This is a genomic window from Gracilibacillus lacisalsi DSM 19029 (assembly GCF_000377765.1).
GTDB classification, from domain to species: Bacteria; Bacillota; Bacilli; order Bacillales; family Amphibacillaceae; genus Gracilibacillus; species Gracilibacillus lacisalsi.
Genome location: NZ_KB898666.1, coordinates 167,213 through 181,328, shown reverse-complemented (window position 1 = coordinate 181,328; position 14,116 = coordinate 167,213). Strand labels below are relative to the sequence as shown.

At 37.1% G+C, this 14,116-nt stretch carries 9 protein-coding genes; all 9 read left to right on the top strand.

Going from position 1 to position 14,116, the window contains the following annotated elements; genetic code table 11:
- The 9 genes from D569_RS0109400 (at position 1) to D569_RS0109355 (ending at position 14,092) form a co-directional block, all read left to right on the top strand.
- Entirely contained in the window at positions 1-1,191 is a 1,191-nt protein-coding gene (locus tag D569_RS0109400; protein ID WP_026287276.1) for a response regulator, read from the top strand.
- Positions 1,192-1,406: 215 nt separating this feature from the next.
- A complete protein-coding gene (gene chvE / locus D569_RS0109395) occupies positions 1,407-2,510 on the top strand; it encodes a multiple monosaccharide ABC transporter substrate-binding protein (RefSeq protein ID WP_018932163.1) in 1,104 nt (367 codons plus the stop codon).
- A gap of 84 nt (positions 2,511-2,594) precedes the next feature.
- On the top strand, positions 2,595-4,145 hold the full coding sequence (gene mmsA, locus D569_RS0109390; protein WP_018932162.1) for a multiple monosaccharide ABC transporter ATP-binding protein: 1,551 nt from the start codon (positions 2,595-2,597) through the stop codon (positions 4,143-4,145).
- Positions 4,129-5,289, top strand: coding sequence for a multiple monosaccharide ABC transporter permease (gene mmsB / locus D569_RS0109385; protein WP_018932161.1), 1,161 nt, complete (start codon positions 4,129-4,131; stop codon positions 5,287-5,289). Before mmsA ends, mmsB begins: the two co-directional genes overlap by 17 nt.
- A 935-nt stretch (positions 5,290-6,224) precedes the next feature.
- Positions 6,225-7,190 carry an ABC transporter permease gene (locus tag D569_RS0109375; RefSeq protein ID WP_018932159.1) on the top strand — a complete coding sequence of 322 codons (966 nt, stop codon included), beginning with the start codon at positions 6,225-6,227 and terminating at the stop codon, positions 7,188-7,190.
- Positions 7,191-8,060 (top strand): carbohydrate ABC transporter permease, encoded by an 870-nt coding sequence (locus tag D569_RS0109370; protein ID WP_018932158.1) that lies wholly within the window; start codon positions 7,191-7,193, stop codon positions 8,058-8,060.
- Positions 8,061-8,088: 28 nt separating this feature from the next.
- Positions 8,089-9,636 (top strand): extracellular solute-binding protein, encoded by a 1,548-nt coding sequence (locus D569_RS0109365; protein WP_018932157.1) that lies wholly within the window; start codon positions 8,089-8,091, stop codon positions 9,634-9,636.
- 192 nt (positions 9,637-9,828) lie between these two features.
- Positions 9,829-12,009, top strand: a complete 2,181-nt coding sequence (locus D569_RS0109360; protein WP_018932156.1) for an AraC family transcriptional regulator — start codon at positions 9,829-9,831, stop codon at positions 12,007-12,009.
- A 28-nt stretch (positions 12,010-12,037) separates the two neighbouring features.
- The gene (locus tag D569_RS0109355; protein ID WP_018932155.1) at positions 12,038-14,092 is read left to right on the top strand and encodes a hypothetical protein; all 2,055 of its coding nucleotides are present in this window, start codon (positions 12,038-12,040) and stop codon (positions 14,090-14,092) included.
- Positions 14,093-14,116: the final 24 nt, after the last annotated feature.

The following is a 14,116-nucleotide window of genomic DNA, read 5'->3' as shown; positions in this document are numbered from 1 at the left end:
ATGGAATATTGGAAAGTGTTAATAGCGGATGATGAATTTATCATCCGTGATGGAATAATGTCTTCCGTTAATTGGGGTGATTTTAACATGGAAGTTGTAGCAGAAGCAGAAGATGGTGAAGAGGCAGTCGACTTAGCTATCCGACATGAAATTGATGTGTTATTAATCGATTTGAATATGCCAATTATGAATGGCATTACGGCAATGAAGAAAATTAAAAATCAATTACATGATTGTCGGATGGTAGTGATTTCTGGATATGATGATTTTCAATATGCTCAAGAAGCGATTCGCCTGCAAGTAGAGGATTATTTATTGAAGCCGGTAAATCCTAATCAATTAGCTGGTATTCTAGGAGAGGTAAAACAACAATTAGATCAGCAAAGGCAAGAAGAAAACTATTTACAGCAGGCTTCTACACAAGTGAAAAAGAATCATAAGCAGTTAAGAAACCGCTTTTTTCTAGAGTGGATGTCAGAAAACTTAGGGGAAGAAGAGGTGAAAAATCAATTGCAATTTTTAGAACTCCCTCGATCAGCCCCTCAATCATTGATTGTTATGAAATGGCTCGATGGCGAAGTTGAACATCATTTTTTTAGTGAACAGGAGCGAAAGCAACAATTAAAGGCAATAGAAGAGCTATTGGAAGAGGACATGAGCATGTATGGACATGCCATCTTTTTAGAAGATACTCATTGGATTTCTATTCTTATCTGGGAACAAACACCAGCAGACTTAGTGTTACATCTAGAAGAGTTCATAAAAAAAGAACTTGCGCAACATGTTTATGCTAAGCAAATAGATGTGGAATTTTCAAATATTCCTTCTAAGTATGCGGAAGTTAAGCAAGAATTAAATACATATATGCAACTTTCCCCACTGGTTAAACAATCGATCCAATATATTCGCAAACACTACCGTGACTCACACTTAACATTAGAGAGTATTGCTGAATCGCTTCATGTTTCAACGGTTTACCTTAGTAAAATGATTAAACAAGATTTAGGGGTATCTTATGTAAAATTAGTAACGCAAATGCGTTTACAAGCGGCAAAAGATTTATTGAAAACAACTGATCTCAGCATCCGGGAAATTGCCGAACGAGTAGGGTATGATTCACAACACTATTTCAGCACTGCATTTAGAAAATCGATTGGTATGACACCAAAGCAGTACAAGCATCAATTGTAACGGAGGGTAATGACTGCCTCAAAGTTAAACTTTGAGTGCAGTCATTACCCCAAAGTTGCGAGAAGCCCCCCATAATATAAGGAAATAGATCTCATATTACATGCACATTAAATTTTTATAAAAACTGTTTAAAATTATGTAAAGGCTTACAAGTTAGTTTGTGATACATTTATAACCAAGCAAGATAAAAAACATATTTGAAAGGGGTTACAATTATGAAGAAGTTTAGTTTCTTAGCAATTTTCTTTAGTCTTATTTTATTTTTAGCTGCCTGTGGTAGCGATGATACATCAGGTGGAAATTCAGATGATGGTGGAGAGTCTGCAGATGGTGGTTTAATTGGTGTAGCAATGCCGACAAAGTCCTCTCAGCGTTGGGTTGATGATGGGAATAACATGGTAGAGCAATTGGAAGCGCTAGGTTATGAAACAGATCTACAATATGCAGAAGACGATGTAGACAAACAAATCGAACAAATTGAAAATATGATCGTAAAAGGTGCAGATGCACTTGTTATTGCATCAATTGATGGTACTGCACTTACGAATGTATTAGAAAAGGCTAATGACCAAGGTATTCAAGTGGTGTCTTATGACCGTTTGATTATGGAATCGCCACACGTAACATACTATGCAACATTTGATAACTTTCAGGTAGGTGTATTGCAAGCCTCATACATCGAAGAAGCACTTGATTTAGAAAACGAAGAAGGACCATTCAATATTGAATTATTCGGTGGTTCCCCAGATGATAATAATGCTTATTTCTTCTGGGATGGTGCAATGAGTGTACTTCAACCGTATATTGATGAGGGTAAATTAGTTATTCAAAGTGAACAAACAGAATTTGAACAAGCAGCAACCATGCGTTGGGATGGTAACACTGCAAAATCCCGTATGGAGAATATCCTTAGCAGTTCTTATTCAGGAGATGAAACAGTAGATGCAGTATTATCTCCTTATGATGGTATTAGTCGTGGTGTGATTCAAGCTCTTAAAGGTGTAGGTTACGGTTCTGATGACCTTCCATTACCAGTTATTTCTGGTCAAGATGCAGAATTAGCCTCTATTAAATCAATCATTGCTGGTGAGCAGACACAAACTGTATTTAAAGATACGCGAGATTTAGCTGCCGTAGCAGTTGATATGACAGAGGCTATTCTAAACGGTGAAGAGGCAGAAGTGAATGACACAGAAACTTATGATAATAACGAAAAAGTCGTTCCTACGTATCTTGTAGAGCCTGTCTCTGTAGATATTGATAATTACCAAGAAGTTGTCATTGATAGTGGCTACTATTCTGAAGACGAGTTAGAATAAGCCAGATCATAAAGAAATGAATTAGTGGTGGTCTGAGGTCACCACTAATTCAATGTTATAGAGCGATTAAAGGTGGTGGAGCTAATGTCTGATTATATACTAGAAATGCGTGAAATTACGAAAACATTCCCCGGTGTAAAAGCTTTAGATAATGTTAATTTGCAAGTGGAACAGGGAGAAATACATGCATTAGTCGGTGAGAATGGCGCTGGGAAATCTACATTAATGAAAGTTCTTAGTGGTGTTTATCCATATGGAACCTATGATGGATCTATTTATTTTGAAGGACAGGAATGCCAATTTAAAAATATTAAGCAAAGTGAGAATTTAGGGATTGTTATTATCCACCAAGAATTAGCGTTAAGTCCTTATCTATCTATTGCTGAAAATATTTTCCTTGGTAATGAACGTCAATCTAACAAAATTATGAAATGGAAAGATACGTTCTCAGAGTCTAAAAAATTATTAGAACGCGTTGGGCTGAAAGATTCTCCAGAAACACTCGTCATGGATATCGGTGTAGGGAAGCAACAACTGGTGGAAATTGCTAAAGCCTTATCGAAAAACGTGAAACTGCTAATCCTAGATGAGCCTACCGCAGCGTTGAACGAAACTGATAGTGAGAATTTACTGAAATTACTATTAGAGTTAAAACAGCAAGGAGTATCCTCGATATTAATCTCTCATAAATTAAATGAAGTATCCTATGTATCTGATTCTATTACGGTATTACGTGATGGGAAGACAATTGAAACATTAAATGCAAAGGAAGAAGAGATATCAGAAGAAAGAATTATCAAGGGGATGGTTGGCCGGGAGTTAACAAGTAGGTTCCCTGAACATCATCCTAATATTGGTAAGACTATATTTGAAGTAAAGAAGTGGAATGTATATCATCCACAACAACAAGATCGTAAAATCATCGATAACGTCAGTTTTCATGTTAAAAAAGGTGAAATTGTAGGTATTGCTGGATTAATGGGAGCTGGTCGAACAGAGCTGGCAATGAGTATTTTTGGAAAATCATATGGTAAGAAAATCAGTGGTGAATTATATAAGGATGGAAAACAAATTGAAGCCAATACCGTAAGTAAGGCGATCGAAAAGGGTATTGCCTATGTTTCAGAAGATCGTAAGACATATGGCTTGAATTTAATTGATGATATAAAACGTAATATTACATTATCCAATTTACAGAGAATCTCCAAATCAAGTGTGATCGATGAAAATAAAGAAGTCATCGAATCACAATCCTTAAGAGAGCGATTAAACATTAAGACTCCGACACTTGAACAACTGGCAGGTAATTTGAGTGGGGGTAACCAGCAAAAAGTAGTCCTCAGTAAATGGATTTTTACAGAACCCGATATTCTGATTTTGGATGAACCAACACGAGGTATTGATGTTGGGGCAAAATTTGAAATCTATACACAGATTAACGAGTTAGCCAAGCAAGGCTTAGCAGTTATTGTTATTTCTTCGGAATTGCCAGAGGTACTAGGGCTATCTGACAGAATTTATGTAATGAATGAAGGGCGCTTGACAGGTGAATTGAATAAAGACGAAGCAGATCAAGAGAGTGTCATGCGTTATATGACTGGAACAGGGGGGACTCGCAATGCAGACGTTAATTAATTTATTTAAAAATAATCTAAGAGAATACGGAATGATTATAGCACTTGTATTGATCACGGGACTATTTTGGTTTTTAACAGATGGGGTTAATTTTACACCCTTAAACTTAACCAACCTAATTTTACAAAATGGCTTTATTCTTGTATTAGCGGTTGGGATGGTTCTAGTAATTATTACTGGTAACATTGATCTATCAGTAGGTTCAGTTGTTGCGTTTATCGGAGCCGTTGCTGGTGTACTTATCATTAATATGAATGTTCCAGTTTGGCTTGCAGTAATTATTGCAATTATAGCAGGAGCTTTGATTGGTGTATGGCAAGGTTTTTGGATCTCATATGTTGGGATACCATCCTTTATTGTAACTTTGGCAGGAATGCTCGTATTTAGAGGTCTAACATTATGGTTATTAGATGGGCAATCTTTAGCACCGTTTCCTGACTCGTTTCAAAGTATAAGTAGTGGATTTATTCCTGATTTATTTGGTGGAGCGAATCTACACATTTTCACCATTGTATTGTCCGTAATTTTATCGCTAGTATTGGTCTACTTAGAATTTAATAAAAGAAGAACGCAATTGCAATACAATTTCGAAGTTGCCCCTTTATGGACCACTATTGTAAAATTGGCATTATTATTACTTGCAATTAATTGGTTTGCCTATCAATTAGCACAAAATAAAGGGATCCCAACGGTACTTGTCATTGTAATTGTTCTTATTGTACTTTATACCTTTATTATGAAGAACACTGTAATGGGTCGTCACATTTATGCTACTGGTGGTAATAAAAAGGCAGCAGACTTATCCGGAATAAAAACAAAGCGAGTTGTATTTTGGGTATTTGTAAACAATGGTGTACTTGCTGCTTTAGCAGGTTTAATGTTTGCCGCTCGACTAAATTCAGCAACCCCGGCAGCTGGTAACATGCTCGAACTTGATGCGATTGCAGCGGTATTTATCGGTGGTGCATCTATGGCCGGTGGTGTTGGTACTGTCATCGGTGCGATTGTCGGTGGTCTTGTAATGGGTGTAATGAACAACGGTATGTCATTAATCGGTATCGGTATCGACTGGCAGCAATTTATTAAAGGTTTAGTATTACTAATTGCAGTCGGTTTTGATGTGTATAATAAAAATAAAGGTTAATGGTAATAAAAAAATGCTCGCCTTAACGGTGGGCATTTTTATTATGTCTATTAATCAAAAATGTAGGCTTTTTATATCAAACTGGTTTAAAAATGTAACCTGTTTATTGGTAGAATAGAGACAATCCATCAGTCAAAAAGAATTGATTGATGGATTTTTTTCATAATATAGAAAGTATATAATCATCGGTATCAACGCATTTGTAAGCAGAGTAGCCATTTTGAAATAGCTTGTACAGGAAACCATCGCTGCGGCTGTCCACTTCCCTTTCCACGGGATTTTCGCCTAAGCTAACTTTGGTAAGCAAAGAGCGCTTACCAAAGTTAGCTTAGGCGAAAATCATCCCGTAGGAGTGGAAGTGGACGGCCTCCGCTATGAAACTGTTCTACAACGTTTGTGACTGCTAACTTCTCGAGCTTTCTTAAACTGTGTAATAAAATTGGAATGTCAGCGAGAACATTCATTGTAGAGCATGAATTAGCGTAGGCGTCCACTTCGCCTCCTGTGGGATCAGCGTGATCTGAAGATCCACTTTTGTAAAGCGATCTTCTTTACAAAAGTTAGCTGAAGACACGCCCCACGGAAAGCGAAGTGGGCAAGCCGTAGCGGTTGTTACGCCCAATATCCATCTCAAAATAACTACTTTATAACATCGATATATTATTTTGGTCAATGAAAAGGACCGGGTGAGCTTTCCCAGTTGTTCTTATTAGGAAAGAAAGTATAAAATTGGGGGGCTGTCTAGCTCCAAGCACCCAGAATCTAGGCGGGCGCATTGCGCTTTTCTTATTAGAACAAACAAAAGCCACATAACCTAAACAATTTATAGATTTTGCCTTCTGATAAGAATTGAATAGTTATTGTGGAAATGGCTAATTGTTTATTTAATGGGATTCACGATATGATTTTATTGAAAAAAAGAAAGGGGGGAGTGCATGGATGGACATATAAAAAATGAACAAGTAATAACACAGAGAACTGGATTTTGGTATCGCTTACTTCAAAATGGTCTTATCAAAAATGTGCGAAGACATTGGATGTTATACTTGATGATTTTGCCGGGGATTATTTATTACATTGTCTTTAAGTATATCCCGCTTATGGGGAGTGTAATAGCCTTTCAAGATTTTCAAATTTTTAAAGGCATATTTGCAAGTCCTTGGGTTGGTCTGGAGAACTTCAAGACTTTGCTACACTATCAAGATTTTCATGAAGTATTAAGAAATACAGCATTAATAGCTTTGTATCAATTGATATTTCAGTTTCCGGCACCGATTATTTTAGCATTATTATTTAATGAAATAAGATTATTAATAGTTAAGAAGACAGTGCAAAGTTTATTCTATCTGCCACACTTCTTATCTTGGGTTGTAGTCGGTGGAATTGTCTTTGAGTTATTAGCAAATCAGGGGATAGTTAATGCGATTAGAGAGATGTTAGGATTTGAACCAATTCTGTTCATGCAAGAAGAAGCATATTTTAGAACAATCGTTATTATTTCAGGGATTTGGAAGGAAGTTGGTTGGGGGACCATTATTTACTTGGCTGCAATAACGGCGATTAATCCAAGCCTTTATGAAGCAGCGGTAATCGATGGAGCCAGTCGATTTAAACAAACTATTTACATTACACTCCCTTTACTGTTACCTACTATTTCTGTACTGTTTTTATTAAATATCGGTAACTTCTTGGAGTTAGGTTTTGACCAAATCTTTAACTTGTTAACGCCAATGACGTATTCTGTGGGAGATATTATTGAAACTTATGTATATCGAGCAGGGGTTCTCCAAGGGCAATATAGCTTAACAACGGCAATTGGTCTGTTTCAGTCTGTCATAGGTTTTGCTCTGTTGTGGATATTCAATAGGCTTGCAAGAAAATCAGAACAGGGGTTGTGGTAAATGAAACAATCTGTTGGAGAAAGATTATTTCAACTATTTAATTATACGTTATTAATCGTATTAGCGTCGACGATGATTGCTCCATTGTTGCAATTACTGGCAGTTTCATTTAGTTCGCCGATTGCTGCCGATTCAAAACAAGTTTTTTTAATACCTGTTGATTTTACATTAGCGACATGGGAACATATTCTCCAAAATGAAGTGCTATGGAGAGCTTTTGGTGTAACAGTATTTATTACGATAGTCGGGACTTTTCTTAGTATGCTTTTCACAGTTTTGACAGCGTTTCCATTATCGCGGAAAGACTTTCTTCTGCGTAAACCGATTATGTTAATGATGGTCATTACGATGATTTTTAATGCACCGATGATTCCTTTCTTTTTAACCGTAAGAGAGGTAGGACTGATGGATTCGATCTGGGCTTTAATTATTCCAGGCTTAATAAGCACATTTAATATGGTTATTGTGCGAACGTTCTTTTTGGGGATTCCTTCAGACCTTGATGATGCGGCCAGGATTGACGGCTGTAATGAATTTCGTTTATTGTTTCAGATTTATTTGCAGTTATCAAAACCCGTGCTAGCCACCATTAGTCTTTTCTATGCTGTAGGTTACTGGAACACCTTTAAGACAGCGGTGCTATTTTTGCGGGACCCGACTCTTTGGCCTTTACAAATGCGTTTACGGGCATTTTTTACATCGGAAGAAGAGCTTGCAGCAGTAGATTTAATAATGGGTGACTTTGATTTCAACACAACCACCTTAAAAGCTGCCACCATTATTTTTGCTACGGTTCCAATTGTGTTAGTTTATCCATATTTACAAAAGTACTTTGTGAAAGGAGCAGTACTAGGTTCTTTAAAAGAATAGTTAATTAAAAATGGGGAGGTAAGACAGGATGAGAAAACGTTTTTATCATTTTTTATTATTTTCTGTAGCGTTGTTGATTATGGTTTTGGTAACAGCATGTTCCAATAGTGAAGATACAGCTAACCAAGATGAAGAAAATGATGAATTAGAAACAGAAGAAAGGGAGGAAACGGCAACTGTTAGCGTGTTTAAAAGTCATTTGGGCAAGGGTACGATCCCTGACAGTGATGATCCACATGTGCAATATATTAAAGAAAAAACTGGCGTGGAGTATGAGTTACAGTCAACACCACCAGGTTCAGAACCAGCTGAGTACATTAATCTTATGATTGCTTCAGAGGATTTTCCTGATATTTTGAGACCGATTGGAGGAGTGGAACAAACCCTGATCGACCAAGGAGGCGCTTTGCCATTAGATGACTTGCTACCGGAATATGCACCAAATGTATGGGAAAGAATCCCTGAGGAAGCATGGAATATTGTTAGATCTGCATCTCCAGATGGAAAAATATATTATGTTCCTAAAGTGTATTTAGTCCCAGAACGTGCAGCTTTATTGAGACAGGATTGGCTAGATAAAGTTGGTATGGATATGCCTGAAACACTAGACGAGTATAAAGAGATGTTAATAGCATTCCGTGATCAGGATCCAAATGGAAATGGCGAGCAGGATGAGCTGCCTACAACTGGTAGGGAGTTTGGCAGATGGATGGATCATTTATTCGCTATGTTTGGTGTAGCAATGTGGGAAGGTTACCCGGAATGGGATATTTATGAGGGTGAAATTAATTATGCGGGTACTTCAGAGAATATGAAAGCAGCTATTGCATTCATTAGAGAGCTTTATGAAGAAGAATTATTAGATAATGAGACGTTTTTAAACAAGGGAGATGTTTGGACAGCTAAAATTAATAATAATTTAGTCGGTAGCTGGTATCACCTCCCAGCTAATTTACATGAGCGGTACTTGGCAATGAAAGAAGGGGCACCAGATGCCTATGTCGTAGGAATGCCTCTTCCAGAAGTGGATGGTTTTGAAGGGTATATTACACAAAAAAGCATGGGTGAGCCGGAGTGGATGATCCCTGTAGCGTCAGAAGATAACGCTGCTAATGCATTAAAATTATTGGATTTTTTCTATGATCCTGAAAATGCAGATTTCGTTCAATATGGTATCGAGGGTGTCCAACATGAAGTAGTAGATGGGGAAAAGCAATTATTACCTTCATCAGACGATAAGCCAATTGCCTTAGGAATGCTTAATTTAACAACAGAAGAATCAATGGACATTAGAATTGATAACTCATTCCCTGAAGATGAGCAGCAAATGGTAAGGGATATTTTTGAAGTAAGTAAAGCAGATGCAAGGAGAATTGCTGGGGATGGATTACCGAGTACGGTTTATGATGGCTATCCAGATATTCAGTCCCATAAGTTATTCCAAGAATATTTAACCAAAATTGTAATAGGGGAATGGTCAATCGACAAATTTGATGAATTTGTTGAAAAATGGAATCAATCTGGAGGCGAGGAAGTAACACAGCGCGTTCAGGAATGGTACGAAACAGCTAAATAACATGAGCTACTCCTCCTCTTCTAGCTGGGGGGGGAGTAGAGTTATGTTCATGATAGAAGTTTCATATAATGAAGAGAAAAAGCTCAGACATAGAAAGCGGGTGGGTTCATGTCAAAGTTTCTCCCTGTTAAGATACAGAGGATCCTTCGAAGAAATCTTTCTAATACTCAAGTAAGGTTGCTACTTATCTTAATGGTACCTATTATTTTTATTATACTAACAGTAGGATTTTCTTCTTATCATACTTCCAAAGAAATATTACAACAGGAACTAAATGAACCACAGCACCAAATGCTAAAAATAAACATGAATTATATTGATGAATATTTAATTGAATCTGATCAAATCGCTGTTAAATTAGCATTAGATAATAATGTATATCGTTTTTTGATGGACCAATCACAAAACTCCTATGAAAATATTAAGGAGGTTTATGATAAGCTAGCTACCATTACCAAAAACTCTTCTTTTATTCAAAGTATTTATATTTATAATGTGAACAGTGATAGCTTTGTTGCCATCCCGCAAGGCTTCAGCTCTAGCAGTTCGACTTTTAACGATGCAGAGTGGACTAGTGTGATCGATGAATTTAATGCAGATACAGCTAGAATTGTTAAATATCGTAATTTGCCAGAAGGCGCGAAGTATAAAGGGTCCAACATTTCCTTATTTCGTAAGATAAGTTTGCAGGGGGAAACAATGGGAATTGTTGCGATTAACCTTAATCAGTCGGAATTATTTTCGAAATTAAGGTCATCTAATGAGCCACCATCTAACAGCATGCAATATATTTTAGATCAAAATAATAAGATTCTACATACAACGAAAAATCATACGTTTGATATAGAAACTGTATCATATGTTAATGAAGAAATAAGCAAAGGAAATTTAAATGACATTACGTATAATGATAAGATACTACTTGCAAATCAAATGGAATCAGAATTCACCGGATGGAAATATGTGTCGGTTGTCTCGCAGGAGAGTATACTGGCTAAGTCAAAAACAGTGCGTGATGTGGTATTTATCGTATCTTTAATTGCACTTGTCATTGGCGGAATCGCTATATTCTTTATCAATTCTGTTGAATTAAAACCTATAAGACGAATGAAAGAACTGTTTTCAGTTGATGATGACCCGCTTTATAGACGAGACTTACTACATTTAGAAGATATCATAGATGACTTGGTTAGTGATCATGCACAATTATCCCAATTGATTAAAAAAGTGAAGTACGAAGCGAAATCAAAATTTTTATATGACATATATATTGGCAGATTAACGAACAGAACCGAGCAGAAAGATAAGTGGCAAGCTTATTTTAAAGAATGGCAAGAAGATAATATTCAATTATTAGTCGTATCGATCGATAATTATCCTGCTTGGAAAGACAGTGTAGCTGGAAATTATCGTTCTGTGGTCAAGTCAGGGATGGCAAATATTCTTACGGAAGTATTATCGAGTCACTTTGCCGTAGAGGCAGTGGATATTGGCAATGATAAGATGATTATCATTATCCAGCATTTAGAGGGAAAAGTTGATGTTTTAAACCATTTAAAGATAGCGCTTACACATATACAAAACATCTTAGGATTTTCTGTTTCTGTAGGGCTGAATCAGACAGGTGTTCCGTTTCAAGAACTAAAAAGTGCCATGAATGAAGCGGAGGAGGCACTGCAATACCGTCTGTTTGATGGATATGGAAACATTTATACAAAAGTGGATCAAAGCCAAGAAGATAAAGAAACAAATATAGAAAAAATTGACCGTCTAGTGAAATCCATTACACTCGAGAACCCAATGCAATCGATTGATGACGTGTCTACATTATCTCAGTTATTTCATGAAAGTAACATTAGTCCAGAGCTAGCCTTTTATTTTATTGAGCAAGTAAGAAAAGTTATTTTTACCGAAAACAAAGATATTTCACATGCTACTTTTCGTACTGCAGAGGAAATTCGTACCATGAATCTAGCAGATGTTGCTAACTTATTTAAGGAACGAATATCAGAGAGAATTGAAAATATTCAAAAACTAAATGATTCGAAAAGGTATGTGATGTGTCGAAAAATGATTCAGTATATGAATGTACATTTAGGCGAACCAATTGGTATTCCAGAGATTGCTGAATCTGTTGGTGTCAGTGTAAGTCTTGCTAGTCAATGGTTTAAAGAGGAGATGGATGATACGATATATGGCTACTTTACTAAACTAAGGATGGAGCGTGCGCAAGAGTTATTAATTAAAACAAATAAGAAAATAGCGGATATTGCGTTAGAGGTAGGTTATCAGCATGAAAATAGTTTCATAAGAAAGTTCCGTGAATACAAGGAGATGACTCCAGGGAAGTATAGAAAGTTAAACGCAGAATGACTAGCTTAAATAAACGGAGGTAACAAATATGAATAGGAAAACGGTTGTTCAAAAACATAATCCAAGTATACATCAAATTGAACCTTTATCACCATTATCGCTTGGAAATAGCGAGTTTGGTTTTAGTGTCGATTTTACGGGTTTGCAAACTTTCCCCCAATTATATGAAACACCTTTAGGAACCCAGTCGAATTGGGCATGGCATTATAGTAGAGGGAAAGATTTATATAATGAGAGGGATATCGAATACCAACTGTTTAAGCATTACGATCGAGAAGTTCCTTATCCAATGAAGCCAGGCAATCAAGAAGAGGCTTATTATTGGTTAAGGCAAAACCCTCATCGAGTTCAATTAGGGCAAACTTCATTTCGATTTCTTGATGGAAATCAAAATGAAGTAGGCATAGACGCTATTACGGATATTAACCAAGAATTAGATCTTTGGTCAGGAATTATAACTAGTCGATATCTCGTCAATGATCAAGAAGTGTTGGTCAAGACGGTTTGCGACCCTAAGACTGATTCAATCGGCGTTCATATCACATCATCTTTAATCGCAGATGGAAAACTACAAATCATTCAGTCATTTTCATCGCCAGATATAAGCGATAATAGTTGGGTAAAAGCAACTAACTTGAATTGGGATCACCCTGACAGGCATCAAACTACGGAAATAGATAATAACGATCATGTCGTACATTTGAAACGAGTAATGGATGAGGATAGTTATTATGTGCGATGGGAGACAAATGGTGCGAGTTTCTCACAACTACGTACACATCAATTTCAACTAGTTCCACCTAGTAATCAAGAGCAATATAGCTTTGTTGTAACATTTTACCCGGATGAAGAGATCGAAGTGAGTGAAGCAACAGAAATGATGAAGGCTTCTGAACAATATTGGGGAGATTTTTGGGAACAGGGGGCATTTGTTAGTTTCGAGGGAAGCACTGATGCCAGAGCAGATGAATTAGAGCGCAGGGTTATTTTATCTCAGTATTTAACTGCTATTCACAGTAGTGGCGCGATTCCTTCACAAGAAACGGGTCTGATGTATAATAGTTGGTTTGGTAAAGCCCATTTAGAAATGCATTGGTGGCACAGTGCACATTTTCCGTTATGGGGAAGAGCTGATAAATTAACTAAAAGTCTACAATGGTATGAAACTATTTTACCTATTGCTCGAAAAATAGCCCGTCAACAAGGGTATCAAGGTGCTAGATGGCCCAAGATGGTAGGGATAGATGGTAAGCAAAGCCCCTCACCGGTAGCACCTGGACTGATCTGGCAACAGCCACACCCGATCATGTTAGCCGAGTTAATTTACCGTGATGATAACGCTATAGCAGTACTAAATCAATATAAAGAGATAGTATATGCTTCTGCGGATTTCATGGCTGATTTTGCCAGCTGGAATGATAAAGAAGAAGTGTATGTTTTAGGGCCACCTTTAATTCCGGCACAAGAATGTCACCGAATGGAGGAATCTAAAAATCCTCCTTATGAACTTGAATATTGGAAATATGGTCTGGAAACGGCACTGAAATGGGCGAAAAGATTAGGGGATCCCCAAAATGAGAAATGGCAGCATGTTGTAGATCATTTAAAACAACCTCGAGACAAGGATGGCGTATATCTAGCACATGAAAATTGTGACCGTACCTTTATGGAAAAAAATCATGATCATCCTTCGATGGTGGCAGCGTTCGGTATTTTACCAGGAACACTGATAGACAACGATATAATGAAAAGTACTTTATTTAAGGTGAAAGATGAGTGGCAATGGGATACTGCCTGGGGATGGGATTTTCCAATGTGTGCAATGACAGCTGCGCGGTTAGGTGAAGCAGAACTTGCTATCGACTTTTTATTAATGGATGCTGTAAAAAATACACATTTACCTAATGGACATAATTATCAACGACCAGGGCTGTCAGCATACTTGCCTGGTAATGGTGGCTTGTTAATTGCAATTGCAATGATGATAGCCGGTTGGGACGATCATAATGGGGAAAGCTATCCGGGATTTCCTAAAGACGGTAAGTGGACCATTCAAGCAGAAGGTTTTCAAACCTACATTTAAGTACTGGTCAAAGGGGGACAATCA